This is a genomic window from Methylobacterium nodulans ORS 2060, assembly GCF_000022085.1.
GTDB classification, from domain to species: Bacteria; Pseudomonadota; Alphaproteobacteria; order Rhizobiales; family Beijerinckiaceae; genus Methylobacterium; species Methylobacterium nodulans.
On sequence record NC_011894.1, the window covers coordinates 3,096,444 to 3,109,794 of the forward strand.

Annotated in this window: 13 protein-coding genes and 1 pseudogene; 5 read left to right on the forward strand and 9 right to left on the reverse strand. The window is 63.3% G+C overall.

The genetic code is table 11. From position 1 onward, the window contains the following. Nucleotides 1-97 precede the first annotated feature (97 nt). Together MNOD_RS14295 and MNOD_RS49970 are read right to left on the reverse strand one after the other, a co-directional pair. Nucleotides 98-286, reverse strand: coding sequence for a hypothetical protein (locus MNOD_RS14295; RefSeq protein WP_015929624.1), 189 nt, complete (start codon nt 284-286; stop codon nt 98-100). Nucleotides 287-445: 159 nt separating this feature from the next. Next, nucleotides 446-580, reverse strand: a complete 135-nt coding sequence (locus tag MNOD_RS49970; protein WP_015929625.1) for a hypothetical protein — start codon at nt 578-580, stop codon at nt 446-448. Nucleotides 581-943: 363 nt separating this feature from the next. Here MNOD_RS49970 and MNOD_RS14300 point away from each other — a divergent pair, with 363 nt between their 5' ends. After that, nucleotides 944-1,465: a Ros/MucR family transcriptional regulator gene (locus tag MNOD_RS14300; RefSeq protein WP_015929626.1), complete on the forward strand. Its 522-nt coding sequence runs from the start codon at nt 944-946 to the stop codon at nt 1,463-1,465. A gap of 743 nt (nt 1,466-2,208) precedes the next feature. Next, complete coding sequence (locus tag MNOD_RS14305) at nt 2,209-2,937, forward strand: Crp/Fnr family transcriptional regulator (RefSeq protein WP_015929627.1); 729 nt, start codon at nt 2,209-2,211, stop codon at nt 2,935-2,937. 149 nt (nt 2,938-3,086) lie between these two features. On the opposite strand, the gene MNOD_RS43235 is transcribed toward MNOD_RS14305, so the two are convergent. After that, nucleotides 3,087-3,344 carry a DUF6894 family protein gene (locus tag MNOD_RS43235; RefSeq protein WP_015929628.1) on the reverse strand — a complete coding sequence of 86 codons (258 nt, stop codon included), beginning with the start codon at nt 3,342-3,344 and terminating at the stop codon, nt 3,087-3,089. Between the two features lie 584 nt (nt 3,345-3,928). Between MNOD_RS43235 and MNOD_RS46525 the strand changes: the two genes are divergently transcribed. From MNOD_RS46525 to MNOD_RS14315, 3 genes are all read left to right on the forward strand, one after another. Next, entirely contained in the window at nt 3,929-4,069 is a 141-nt protein-coding gene (locus tag MNOD_RS46525; protein WP_157091466.1) for a hypothetical protein, read from the forward strand. A 1,228-nt stretch (nt 4,070-5,297) separates the two neighbouring features. After that, nucleotides 5,298-6,452, forward strand: coding sequence for an efflux RND transporter periplasmic adaptor subunit (locus MNOD_RS14310; RefSeq protein WP_015929630.1), 1,155 nt, complete (start codon nt 5,298-5,300; stop codon nt 6,450-6,452). Between the two features lie 35 nt (nt 6,453-6,487). After that, nucleotides 6,488-9,658, forward strand: a complete 3,171-nt coding sequence (locus MNOD_RS14315; RefSeq protein WP_015929631.1) for an efflux RND transporter permease subunit — start codon at nt 6,488-6,490, stop codon at nt 9,656-9,658. 29 nt (nt 9,659-9,687) lie between these two features. On the opposite strand, the pseudogene MNOD_RS46530 reads toward MNOD_RS14315, so the two are convergent. The 6 genes and pseudogenes from MNOD_RS46530 to MNOD_RS14330 form a co-directional block, all read right to left on the reverse strand. After that, nucleotides 9,688-9,783, reverse strand: a pseudogene (locus MNOD_RS46530) (IS6 family transposase); the annotation flags it as partial. 94 nt (nt 9,784-9,877) lie between these two features. Beyond that, complete coding sequence (locus MNOD_RS14320; protein WP_015929633.1) at nt 9,878-10,060, reverse strand: hypothetical protein; 183 nt, start codon at nt 10,058-10,060, stop codon at nt 9,878-9,880. A gap of 16 nt (nt 10,061-10,076) precedes the next feature. Then, nucleotides 10,077-10,265, reverse strand: coding sequence for a hypothetical protein (locus MNOD_RS46535; RefSeq protein WP_198157605.1), 189 nt, complete (start codon nt 10,263-10,265; stop codon nt 10,077-10,079). After that, the gene (locus MNOD_RS46540; RefSeq protein WP_015929635.1) at nt 10,262-10,441 is read right to left on the reverse strand and encodes a hypothetical protein; all 180 of its coding nucleotides are present in this window, start codon (nt 10,439-10,441) and stop codon (nt 10,262-10,264) included. The genes MNOD_RS46535 and MNOD_RS46540 overlap by 4 nt, the downstream gene beginning before the upstream one ends. Nucleotides 10,442-10,995: 554 nt before the next feature. Next, nucleotides 10,996-11,988 carry a glycosyl hydrolase family 18 protein gene (locus MNOD_RS14325; RefSeq protein ID WP_015929636.1) on the reverse strand — a complete coding sequence of 331 codons (993 nt, stop codon included), beginning with the start codon at nt 11,986-11,988 and terminating at the stop codon, nt 10,996-10,998. Further along, complete coding sequence (locus MNOD_RS14330; protein WP_015929637.1) at nt 11,985-13,340, reverse strand: polysaccharide biosynthesis/export family protein; 1,356 nt, start codon at nt 13,338-13,340, stop codon at nt 11,985-11,987. Before MNOD_RS14330 ends, MNOD_RS14325 begins: the two co-directional genes overlap by 4 nt. Between the last annotated feature and the right edge of the window lie 11 nt (nt 13,341-13,351).

The following is a 13,351-nucleotide window of genomic DNA, read 5'->3' on the forward strand; positions in this document are numbered from 1 at the left end:
CGGCGGGCAGGGCTTGTCGGGGCGCTCCAAGGGCTCGGTCCGCTCGATCGGGGCAAAGGAACGCCGGCGCGGAAGGCCCGGCCGGCGGTGTGCCGTATTACCCCTTGAAGAAGCTCTTGCTGATCGCGCTGAACGCCGAGAACCAGGCCGGAGAGCTGCTGATCGTGAGGCCGCGGCTCGTGATGCCGCCAACAACGATGATCCCGCCGCTGATGGCATCGAGATCGATGTCGGAGAGCGCTTCTGCATCCGTCATCTGCTTGGGCCGGCGGTTGAAGAGTTCCATGGCACTGCTCCGCTGGTCGGGTGCTCGGTGCGCTGAGATGCGACACAAGCTATCCCCGCCGCTCCCTATGTCCGTGTGATGGGACACACCTCTGGCGCTCGCGGCGGGCCGAACGAAGGCCCAGGGCACTTCACGGGCCGGCGGATGTACTGCGCTGATCTAGGGGCACATTCTGTGCAAGGAGCACCGCCGTTTCGCGCCTCTCTCCCGGTCCCGCACGTCCCAGATGCTGCCGGCCTGGAAGAGCTGGGCGTCGAACTCGGCCACGATGTCGATGCTCTCGGTGCTGGCCATCCCTGCAGCTCCTCGCGAGTAAAAGCCTCGCCCCAGCTCTCGACCCTAGCAGGCGCGCATGACGGCCGCTGGTCTCGCCTTGTAGCGCTCCCGGTCGAGCGTCCCCCGTGCGCCCGAGAAGCCGTTCCCGAGTGCGAGGACTTAGAACTAACCTCTAACGTTCCAGGTGGGGGCATTCCCTGATGGGAGTCTCACCAGACGTCTTGTCAAAACTAACGTCTATAAGCGCCAAATGTCACGGCCTAGTGTATTTTGCCATTGCAGCGTCGCGGCTGATGCGGGATAGGGCATGAGTCGTCATCCTACCCTGCATCGTTGCACTCGCGAGGATGCAGGATCTGCATGCCGGATAGGGAGGGTTCCATGCCCGACGATATCACCATCACCGCCGCGAATGACACCGGGTCATCCGATCTGATCCCGGTGACAGTCGGCATCGTTTCGGCTTTCATTACGCACAACCAAATCCCGGCAGGCGGCCTGCCTGCCTTCATCACCAGCGTACATGCCTCGCTGACGCGCCTCATCAAGCCGGCCGAGCCCACGCCAGAGCCGCTCGTCCCGCCAGTGCCGATCAAGAAGACCATCAAGCCGGACGCGATCATCAGCCTGGAGGACGGCAAGCCCTACAAGACGCTCAGGCGGCACCTCGCCGGGCGCGGGCTAACGCCTGAGCAGTATCGGCAGAAGTGGGGCCTGCCGCCCGACTACCCGATGACGGCGGCGAACTACGCTGCCCAGCGCTCCGAACTCGCCAAGGCTAGCGGCCTCGGCCAGAGCCGCCGCCAGCGCGCTGCCGAGAAGCGGCCAGCAGAGGACGCGAAGGTCACGTCCGAGCCGAAGAAGGGCCGTGGACGGCCGCGCAAGGCTGCGGCCTCAGAGTAGGGCGGACAGGCCGGCAAGGCTTCGTCAAGGTTCGTTGCCCTGCCGTTCACCGCGCTTCTTAGCTGACGGTTCAAGATTGCCACCTACTCTGCCTCCACGACTTCGGGGCTGGGAGGCAGAACCCGAGGCGGCCAGGCAACGACCCGGATCAACAGAGACCAGACGTGGAGATGGCCTCGCGCGCTCGGCACCGACCGGCGGCGGGGCCTTCTTCGTGGTTGGGCTACAGCCCGAACCCACGGGCCAATGCTCTTGCTCAGCGTCTGAGAGTCCGTTGGGAAAGGGTGACCAAGAGAAAATCCGAGATGCTAGAGGATGTCTGCCCTTCTTGAATGAATCGATGGCTCTTCCGTGGTCTGGACCACTGAAAATAGGCCGCAATATGACCGCCGCGATCAAAGTTATCCCTGCGTATGACGAATGAAGAGTGGCTGACATTGGCGCCACTGCTTCCAGTTGCAGCGGGGACTGGGCGACCACGGCCCTATCCCATTCGGGAAGTTCACTATGAAATAGCTCTTTCCCAACGGGCTCTGAGAAGGCAGCGAGGCTACTGGCCCGTGCGGATCCAGCGGATGAACGGCTGAGTTGTTCAACAGAGGCAGTGAGTCAGCTCGATAAGCGGCGGCGCAAAAGAGTACAAGCGAAAGCAAGCTGATGAGAGTATCATTCGGCTGGTGGCTATTACGCCACCGCAGGGAGGCGAGATCCGAAGCGGTCCTGTGGAAGGGGAGAGTGCCAGAATGACGATGCCTGACACTCGCAACCGCCTCCTCCGAGCCCTTCCACCTTCGGAGCTTGAGCAACTCTGGCCGCGGTTCGATCGGGTGGAGGTGCGCAAGAGGGAGGTCCTCGTGCGCAGGGGCGCCCCCCTCGTGTTCGCCTACTTCCCCGAGGGAGGGCTGTCCTCGAACCTGGCCACAACGAGCGACGGTCGCCGGATCGAGGTCGGCTGCTTCGGCTTCGAGGGAATGGTTAGCATCGCTGCAGCTCTAGGATCTGACCGCGCGCCGCATGAGATTATGGTCCAAGTGGGCGGACCGTGGCTGCGGATCAGCGTTGAAAATTTGCAGCGCGCTATTCAGATCAGCCCGACTCTGCGCGTGCTTTTGATGCGTTATGCCCACATCTTTACACTAACATTAAGTCATACGGCGTTAGCAAACGGTTCCTACTCAGTCGAGGAACGCTTGGCTCGCTGGATCTTGATGTGCCATGATCGTCTGCAGGGAGACGATTTGCCTCTCACTCACGAATTTCTGTCGCTCATGCTCGGGGTGCAGCGGACAACAGTAACTCTCGCGATACAGGCTTTGGAGGGACAGCGGATGATCCGAGCCAAGCGCGGCTTGATCACTGTCCTTGATCGGGAGCAGCTCTGCCGATTAGCTGGCGACAGCTACGGTGTAGCGGAGGCTGAGTATGAGCGCCTGATCGGTCCGTTCAGAGATAAAGCTCCGCAGCATGAATAGTGATCAGAGCCGCCAGTGCAAATCTAACGTCAGATCAGAAAATTCATCAGGATACCATTGATATGTCTATTATGATTTAAAGTATATAGTCCAATTTTCTGCCCTTTGAGGCAACGGAGTGTTGTGCATTTGAGAGCGTTAGGCGTTTGCTACCGCCGGTCGGTAGTGGATTTGTCGAACCATGTGCCGTTGTAATTCAGTGAAGCGATATAAACTATGCTATCTTTCTCATCTCTAACGAGTACCAGAAATGCTTGATGATCTCCGCCACGCGGGATGAGTTCTTTGGCGATCTCGGCCAGACTCAGTATCGCCTGCTGGCGAACCGCCTCGGGGTTGGCGCACTCGCTACCCTCATGATCGCGGCTCAGCATACCATGATGAACGTCGAAAAAGTAGCGTGGCATCGGCACCTCCCTAACGTCCGTGAGTAGAAAAGAACTATCTGATTGGCCGCTGGGTTCTGTCGGGCGCGCATCGCGGTCGCGGCAGCATACGGCGCAACCGATGCCTTTCGCCGGCCCTCAGACAGGTTGACCTCCTTGAAGAGCCCGTCCGTGTTGGACAGGCGCTACACTGCCTCAGCCTTCTTGCGTGCATCGAAGTTCAGCTGGCCCATCTAGAGCGCTCCCCGCCGAAGTGAAGGCCGGTTCGGCGCAAGGGAGCGAGACAAATCAAAGACTGAAGAGCCGTGCCCGTCTCAACCGAAACGAGCACGGCGCTAGCGGATCTTGGTGATCTCGACTTCGTGGAACAGCGAACCCTTGCCGGTCGCGCGATCCGTTACGGCGCCCAATCAATCGGCGCCATCTGCCGGCTCTTGGACATTCTCACCTCCTTGAAGAGCCCATCCGTGTCGGACGCGGTCCACCAGATGCTGTTGAGGCGCTTAGTGGGTGAAATCAGACGCTTGATACCCATACCCGCGGTCCGCGGTGGGTGAAACCGGCCGTATGTCAGGAGGTGGCCTAACGTGTGTTAAGCTGCCACGATGACAGAGCGCATCACTGGTCCTTGGTTCGTGGCAATCGGCGCCTCCGGCAACAAGGGCCTCGATGACATCCGAGCGGTTTTGCGTGAGTTGCCGCCCTCACTCAATGCCGCCTTGCTGATCGTCCTGCACAGGCCCTGAGAGATGACCATGGTAGCATCTATCCTTCTCAGAGATTTGCCGATGCGGCGACGCTTTGTCGATGCGGGCCCGCATTGGCCATCTCATTATTGAAAAGTGCCGCAAGTTTTATTTCTAGAGGAGATCGAGCTTGGAACACTCCGGCCAGATCCACATATCGGAGCCTTCGTTGCAAGCCCCGGCCTCTCCTTGGCCATGAGGCGGCCGACAGCGCGGGTCGTTTCTGCGTCACCTGCGGCTGGGTCACGGTCGGACATCAGATCGGCAGAGCGGTTCGCTCGGCATTCCCGCCGGCTGGGAGGTCTCCGGTTGGTCGCGCGCTGGCCGGGCGGGGCGGCCTAACGAAGGCCGGATGAGTCGGCTGGTGTTTCCGGCGCCGGCGACGGATCGTACCGTCAGTTCCGAGCGCCGCGAGCCGGACGACCGCGGCGCTCGTGCGGCGTCGGAACGCCCGGCCTCAGCGGGCGTATCTGTCGCTTCGACCTCGTCGGCTCTGGCGAGAGCGGCCGATCAGCCAAGCTCCTGACCGTCCGGCAAAGCTGGGTGATTGTTCCTTCTCGATGCGAAGAGGCCGCACCGCGCCAAGTAGCAGACATCGAGGCTGCGCATACTAAGGGTTGGCTCCTGTGAAGGGTTTCGGATGCCGGCCCGAACGGGACGGATCTGACGTGGCGGAGGGCCGGCGTCCGAAAGCCTCCAGGGAAGGGAACCGCGGAACAACGGGCTGCGCGTGCCGAACGAGTTACGGGGATTGGGCGGGGCGTCCGGGCGATCGGCGAAGGCGTGTGGGGCGTCGCGCCGGTGCAGGTGGTCGGCTGGACCACGCTCGGGCTGGGGGCCGGGGATCCGTACGGGCCTCGCAGTTGGGCTCGGCACCGGAAACCTGTCAGCGTGCGACCGCGTGCGTTTTGTCATCGCAGCCCCAAGCTTCACCCGACAGGCTACGCAATCACGGTTGCGCCTATCAGCTTATAGCTGATTGACGGTCTCCGGAAAAATATCTGTGAATGATGCATTATTACACTAGTATTTATGAATATATGCGGTTAATCTCTCGCAATGTGCTTTGAATTTCCTCATTCTATAACTGTCACGCAGTATTTACACGGTGGGAGCTGATCGGCCGATACCGCACAGTAGCTTTCTATTCCCTGCTGGCTCATGTAAAATCGAATGCGACTGTTCGATACTATCTTGGGGCGCTCAGCGCCCGCCGCACGGATCGCCGATGCAGATACATCGCCCTACAAGCCGAGCCCTGCCGCTCGTCGTCCCGCTCTGGCTGACGCTCGCCGCCTGCCAGCCGCTCTCCAGGGATTCGTCCTCCGCTGCGTCGGTACCCGAGGTGTCCACCGTGGCGGCCGCAGCCGCGACGGTGCCGCTCACGCTCGACTTGCCGGGACGCCTCGCCCCGACGCGCGTGGCCGAGGTGCGTGCCCAGGTCTCCGGCATCATTCAGGAGCGGATGTTCGAGGAAGGCAGCCTCGTGCGCAAAGGGGATGTTCTCTTCCGCATCGACCCGGCCGTCTACAAGGCCGAGGTCGATGCCCGGGCGGCCGCCCTCGACCGAGCCGAGGCGACCCGCGATCAGGCGCTGCGCCAGTCGGAGCGCGCCGAGACGCTTCTGGAGAGGCAGGCGACGAGCAGCGCCCAGCACGACATCGCCGTCGCGGCCCTGCGCCAAGCCGAGGCTGACGTGGCAAGCGCACGGGCTCAACTCGCTCGCGCCCGGATCGAGCTCGATTACGCCACGGTGCGCGCGCCCATCGGCGGACGCATCGGGCGCGCCCTCGCGACCGAGGGCGCCCTGGTCAGCCAGAACGACGCCACGCGCCTCGCCGTGATCCAGCAGATCGATCCGATCTATGCCGACTTCATGCAATCCGCATCCGACCCGAGCCCGCTCACCGAACGAGCTGCCGGCAAGGAGGCAACAGAAGTGCGACTGGTCGATTCCGACGGTACCCCGTACGCGGATACGGGCCAGCTGCTCTTTACGGATGCCAGCGTCGATCCTGGCACCGGGCAGGTCAGTCTACGGGCGACGTTCCCCAACCCGCGAGCCGCTCTGCTGCCGGGCACATACGTGCGCGTGCGCGTCGCCCAGGGCGTGAAGGCCGATGCTACTATTGTACCGGCGCAGGCGATCCAGCGTAGCAGTGCCGGCGAGGCGCAAGCTTTCGTCGTCGAGGAGGGCAATCGGGTCATGCTGCGTCCCCTGAATACGGGTGCGCTGACGGACGCGGGTTGGATCGTCGAGGAAGGGCTGCGGCCCGGCGAGATCGTCGTGGTTGAGGGTTTCCAGAAGATCCAGCCGGGTGTCAGCGTGAAGCCGGTGCCCTGGAAGGGCAGCCGGACCGCCGAGACCTCGGCCAGGCCCTGATCCCGCCGTCGCCCCGCACGCGCAGGCCGCTCCCAATGACCTCGTTCTTCATTGACCGTCCGATCTTCGCCTGGGCGATCTCCATCTTCATCATGCTGGTCGGGGCGATCTCCATCGCCTTCCTGCCGATCTCCCAGTACCCAGACGTCGCCCCGGTCACGATCCAAGTCACGGCGACCTATCAAGGAGCGCCGCCCGAGCCGCTCTATGATGGCGTTACCCGCATCATCGAGGAGGAGCTCAATGGCATCCCGGGGCTGATGTACTTCGAGTCGACCAGCGACACCTCCGGCCAAGCTCAAATCACAGCCTCCTTCGCGCCGGGCTCCGACCCGGCGAAGGCGATGGTGGCGGTCCAGAACCGAATCAAGCGCATTGAAGGGCGCCTGCCCCGGGCCGTGATTCAGCAGGGCATTCAGGTCGAGGAGGCAAGCACCAGCTTCCTTCAGTTCGTCACGGTGAGTTCCCGTGACGGATCCATGAGCGAGATCGAGCTCGGCGACCTCGCCACGCGGCGCATCCTCGGCGAGTTGCGGCGGGTGCCGGGCGTTGGTCGAGCGACCATGTTCTCACCCGAGAAGGCAATGCGGATCTGGATCGATCCGGCCCGGCTTGTCGGTCTAAGCCTGACGGCTGGCGACGTCACCGCCGCGGTCGGGGCCCAGAACGCGCAGATCGCCTCCGGCATCATCGGCGCGCCGCCAGCCAGGGAGGGCCAGCGCATCGCCGCCAGCGTCCTGGTCAAGGGGCAGCTGACCTCGGTGCGCGAGTTCGAGGAGATTGTGCTGCGTGCCAATCCTGACGGCTCGCTCGTGCGGCTGCGGGACGTTGCCGAGGTCGAGCTCGGCGGTCAGACATACCAGTATCAATCGCGTCTTGATGGGCACCCTGCCGCTGGCATCGGCGTCCAACTCGCCCCGGGCGGCAACGCGCTGGCGACCGCTACGGCCGTGCGCGCCAAGATCGCTCACCTTTCTAAGACGTTACCGGCGAACGTGCGGGTCGATGTGCCCTACGACACGACGCCCTTCGTCCGGGTGTCGATCCAGAAGGTGTTGATGACGCTGGGCGAGGCGATGGTCCTCGTCTTTGCCGTGATGTTTTTGTTCCTGCAGAACATCCGCTACACGCTCATCCCGGCCATCGTAGTGCCGGTGGCGTTGCTCGGCACTTGCGCGGCCCTGCTGGTCGCTGGCTTCTCCATCAACGTGCTGACCATGTTCGGCATGGTGCTGGCGATCGGCATCCTGGTCGATGACGCCATCGTGGTCGTCGAGAACGTCGAGCGCATCATGGCCGAGGAGGGGCTGCCACCGCGTGAGGCGACCCGCAAGGCCATGGGCCAGATCACCGGCGCCATCATCGGTATCACGGCTGTGCTGGTCGCAGTGTTCGTGCCGATGGCCTTCTTCCCGGGCTCGGTCGGCGTGATCTACCGCCAGTTCTCGATCGTCATGGCGACCTCGATCGCCTTCTCTGCATTCCTCGCGCTCTCGCTGACCCCGGCGCTCTGCGCGACGCTGCTCAAGCCGGTCGACGAAGGGAAGAATTACGCCGAGAGCGGCTTCTTCGGCTGGTTCAACCGGTGGTTCCGGACAGGCACGCGAGCCTATCGCGCCGGCGTCGGCGGCATCCTGCGCCGGCCCGTGCGCGCGCTCGTGATCTACGTTGTGATCCTGGGCACGCTGGGCTGGGGCGTTCTGCGGATGCCATCGAGCTTCCTGCCGCTCGAGGATCAGGGTTACGTCCTCGTCGATGTGCAGACCCCGCCGGAATCCGCGGCTGGCCGCACCCTCGATGTCCTCAAGCGGGTCGAGGAGCACTTCGCGGCCGAGCCGGCGGTTGCCAACCGGGTCACGTTGCTCGGCTATGGCTTCTCGGGCCAGGGCCAGAATGCGGGGCTCGCCTTCATCACCCTGAAGGACTGGAACGAGCGTGGGCCGAACGACAGTGCCGACGCGCTGAGCGCCCGCGCCAATGCGGTCCTCGGCACCCTGCCCGACGCCATCGTCATGTCGCTGTCGCCGCCAGCCATCGACACATTGGGCACTTCCAGCGGCTTCAGCTTCCGGCTTCAGGACAAGGGGCAACAGGGCTATGCCGCCCGGGCAGCCGCACGCGACCAATTGCTCAAGGCCGCGAGCCAGAGCCCGATTCTGCAGAATGTTTTTGTCGAGGCCCTGGCGACCGCGCCGCAGGTCGAGCTCGTGATCGACCGCCAGAAGGCGAACGCGCTGGGCGTCACCTTTGCCGACATCAACGACACGCTGTCGACGAGCCTCGGATCGGCCTATGTCAACGACTTCCCGAACCAAGCGCGCATGCAGCGGGTGATCGTGCAGGCAGAGGCCGACCGACGGATGAAGGCGGAGAACCTGCTCGATCTGTTCGTGCGCAACGGCAAGGGGCAGATGGTGCCGCTTCAGTCCTTCGCCAGACTGAAATGGACGATGGGGCCGTCGCAGGTGGTGGGCTACAACGGGTACCCGAGCATCAAGTTCGCGGGCAGCGCCGCGCCGGGCTATGCCAGCGGCGACGCCATGGCTGAGATGGAACGCCTCGCCGCGCAACTGCCGGCCGGCTTCGACTACGCTTGGACCGCCCAGTCCTTACAGGAGAAGCTCTCGGGCAGCCAGGCTATGTACCTGCTCGCCCTGTCGCTGTTTTGCGTCTTCCTGTGCCTTGCAGCCCTCTACGAGAGCTGGTCCATCCCGATCGCTGTTCTGCTTGTGGTGCCGACCGGCGTCGTCGGATCGGTGTTCGCGATGCTGCTGCGGGACATGCCGAACGACGTGTACTTCAAGGTGGGCCTGATCACGGTCGTAGGTCTGACGACGAAGAACGCCATCCTGATCATCGAAATGGCCAAGGACCTCGTGGCGCAGGGCCGCCCCATCCGCGAGGCCGTGATCGAGGCCTGCGAGCTGCGCTTCCGGCCTATCCTGATGACGTCGTTCGCCTTCATCCTGGGCGTAGTCCCGCTGGCCATCGCCACAGGCGCGAGCATGAACAGCCAACGGGTCATTGGCACCGGCGTATTCGGGGGCATGGTGACGGCCACGGTTCTGGCGGTATTTATCACGCCGCTCTTCTATGTCCTGATCGCCTCGGCCTTCCGGGGCTTTAGAGCGGCCAAACGGGATTCGGGGCGCCGGATGTCCAGCAGACTCCCCACCCCGCCGCGTGAGAGGGCCGGCGCGAGCTAGGCGCGACAGCGGGCGGTTCGGCCCGGGCCATCGCGGTAGCTCAGCCCGAAGCGGAGATACAGCCAGACGGCGTGCCGCATGATCTCGGCTGGGAAATGATGGCGGGCGTACGAAATCGGCTGCATGCCCCCTGCCCTACCCCGGCCGGAGCCCTCCCGCCACGGGTTCGCGTGACAGAGCCGGTCGGACCCACCGAAGGTTCCGGCCAGGAGACACAACTTAAGCTGGGAAGAAGCTGAGGGCGTAGAGCATCAGCAGCGTGCCCAAGGCCCCCAGCATGTGCCACCAGAAGCCCGCGGCGACGGCTTGAATGGCCACCACGAAGGTGGCCGCAGCGCCCACCAGCGTGGCCTCCTGCATGGGGCCGGGATTGTAGCCGAGCCAGAAGTCGAGGAGGTACATGATTCGTCCCCTCCCCTCAGTGCGCCACGATGGTCCCCTGGCGGCCGGCGAGCAGCCGTGCAGCCGTGAGGGCCGCCTTGCGAGGCTTGTAGCGACCCAGGGGCGTGGGCCTGTGCAGATAGCTGTGAGAGGCCACCTCTACCACGACGAACCAGCCGCTCTCGAATTTCTGGAAGTGATAGGTGCTCTGCACGGTTCGCCTCACACGGTCAGACTCACGCAGAAGGTGAAGACGAGGAAGAGAGCGAGCGAGGCATAGGCCTGCCGGACGAGGTGGCGCCGATCGCGCTCCCCGAGATGCCGCTGCAGGTCCACCTCAACCCACAAGGCCAGGAGGCTGGCAACGAAGATCATACCAGCGCAGATGGTTATGACCAGCATGGTTCAGCGCTCCCCGAAGACAATGGTTGCCACGACTGCGGTTAGGCAGAGCACAGCTTCGAGGAGTACGTCTGTGAGACGGATCACATTGCCCTTCTTGGTTCGATTGACTGATGGCTTGTCGCTACGGGCTCATCAGGCCCCAACGTCGAGCGGTTCTTAATGGGTCTACGGCACCTGTCGTTGTGCGGGAGACGGCTGTGGGGCGAAGCTACGAGCGGAAGCAGCTCAAACTACCGGCACGCCAAAGGCCCAGATGGGCGTTCTTGGGTCTAGATGAAGGCCTGGTGGGCGGTTGCGGGACTGCCCCGTGTTCGGCACCGGACCGCTTTCCATGGCTCAACAGGAGCTTAGACGGATCCACGAAATTGCGAAGAGCCGCTTCGTGGGGGCTGATCACACCAGCTCTGCAGCTTGCAGCAATGTTGAAAATCAAATTGATGCAGATTCTTAAGCATTACATGATATAAATTCAACAATGTGTCGCCAGACAGAGATAACGGTGGCCTGCAGATGTGGCTGGTAGTTGTTGCCGTATCTGCATACGAGGGCACCTAATCGGTCGTGGCCTTTCCGGCCGCATCGATGAGGGCTGCGATAAGATGATCCGGGCTCGGTGTGGTCGGGCTCGGAGCAGTCGGCGGCTCCTTCCCAATCGCGAAAACCATCGCACCATTCGCGCCGAGCTTCACCGCCGATCTGAACGTCTCGATAGTTTCGGCCACGGAATAGACGTGCCCGCCCCAGGCTTCGGGCGGCGAAGTAAACCCTATGAGGATTGGTCCTTCGAAATGGCTGCGGTAGGCGGCGTAGGCTTCGAGTGGCCGATAGCTCGGCCCCGCGTCGTAGGCCATGATGCTGATGCCATCGAGCAGCACCCTCCGGCCGGCGTCGCGCAGCAGCGGCAGAAACGCGCCATAGGTTGGCCCCCCGGTCGGGCGCGCCTCGCGCCAAACACCTTCGCCATAGGCGCCGGTGTTCGTTGCCGTGAGCCAGACCGCAAGAGGGCGAGGAAGCGCGGTGCGCGCTGCCTCGACGACCTCACGGAGCAACGCGTCGCTGCCACAAGATATGTGTCCGGAGAGGCTCCGACAACTCGGCGCGGTGGGCTCGAAATCGAGGTCGATCCCGTCTAGCCCGAAATCCTCGATAAAGCGGCGAATGGCCCCTGGATTGAACCGGCTCCAGTTCGCGTATTGCTCGCCACCGACAGAGACGAGAACCTTGATGCCCGGGATTCGTGCCCTCAGTGCCTCAAGCGAAGCCTTGAGGACCGGCCCCGAATAGGGCACCTCAATACCTGTGCCCGCAAGATCGAGGTTTCCCGAATAGATTGCATCTGGCTTCATGAATGCGATGAGGACCTCGGTCACCCCGCTCGGTACCCCGGCCAACTTGTCATCCAGGCCGGAGATCGGTCCCGCCTCGGCCGACCACGTTGCGTAGTAGGTGGCGAGGTGAACCGGCTGCGGTCGGGGCGTCGCCGAAGCCGCCCCAGTGGTGATTGCCAGAGCAGCGAGGGCGGCGCGAACGGTAGCGAGCCTCATTGCGTGGCCACCCGTGCGGCCTGGGAGGGCGAAATCTGCAGAACGTCGCCGGGCTCCAGGAGCGAGTCAGACTGTGCTGGCCGCCGCATCAGACCCCATTGGGTCCGACGGAGGATCGAGAAACTCATCTCTTTCCGGCCCGTCGTCTGACGCTCCAGGGTGCCTGGAAGCTGAGCCAGCGCCGTGCCGACGGCGACCCGTGTGAGTTCCTCCTCGTCGATTGCGCTCTGCAACTCGCGGATCTCGCGCTCCCGATCGACTTCAGCGTCGACGGTGATCCGAAGCTGCTCGTGCTGAAGATCCGAGATGCGGTGCTCCGTCTGCGCAATCACCGCCTTGGCATCCTGAAACCGCTCCTTGGCGTCGCCGAGTTCCATCAGGCTCGCGTAGTAGGTGATATCCGTCGTCGCGCCGCGTTCGCGAAGCTTGTTAATGAAGTCCATCCGCTGGTTGCGATCGCTGACATTTGATTCGACCTGTGCCAGCTTGTTGCGCTGGATCGCCAGCTCGGTCTGGTAGGATTGGATGGCGGCTGCGATTGCGGTTTCCTGCTTCTTGCGCTTTGACCGCTCGACTTCGCGAAACGAGTTCGCCTCGCCGAGGCGCGCCTTGGCGGCCACCGGGCCGACCAAGTCCGACAGGCGCTTGGTCGCAGGCTCGGCTCCGTCGCGCTCAGTCACAAGAATTGCGAGCCGCGCGAGCGATCGGGTCAGCCGCTCGCTCGATTTGAGCAGGCGTTCTCTCTCGCGCGCGGTGTCAAGGAGGCGCCATTGATCTTGCAGAGCCGTGTCGGCCGCTCCGGCCAGCGCCAAGACGTGCAGCACGCTCATCCCCGGGATGTGCTTGTATGGACCGGGCCGTGCGACGGGCCCCAGGACGTAGACCGGCTCCCGTTCAACGAGTCGGATGCCAACCCGCACCACGCCGTTCAGCTTGCCGCTCAATGCGGTCGAGAGGGCTTGATCGAGTTCCTGGAACGAGCTCCCGGCGACGGCGACCGAGCCAGTCAGGGGCATGTAGATGTTGCCGTCCTCCTGGACGATGTACTCGCCCGACAGGTCCGGTCGCTCGATGGCCGAGGCGACGATATCTCGCTGCTCCCCTCCCTCACGCGTGTCGGGCTGCAGTTGCTCGAAGACCGTGATTTTTAATTTGTCGCCGATTGCATAGGATGCCGAGCGATTGATTTCTGCACTCGACAAGCTGTCGACTTTAGCCGTCTGAGCAGGAGCCTGGGCATCGGTCAGATCCTCAGCCCGACCCACGGCGGCTGTGCCCAGCGTGATGGTGCAAAGCGCAGCCTGGACCATTTTCCGTGATGGATGGGCGAATCTCAGGTCGGTTGCTTTCATCTCCCCTTTTC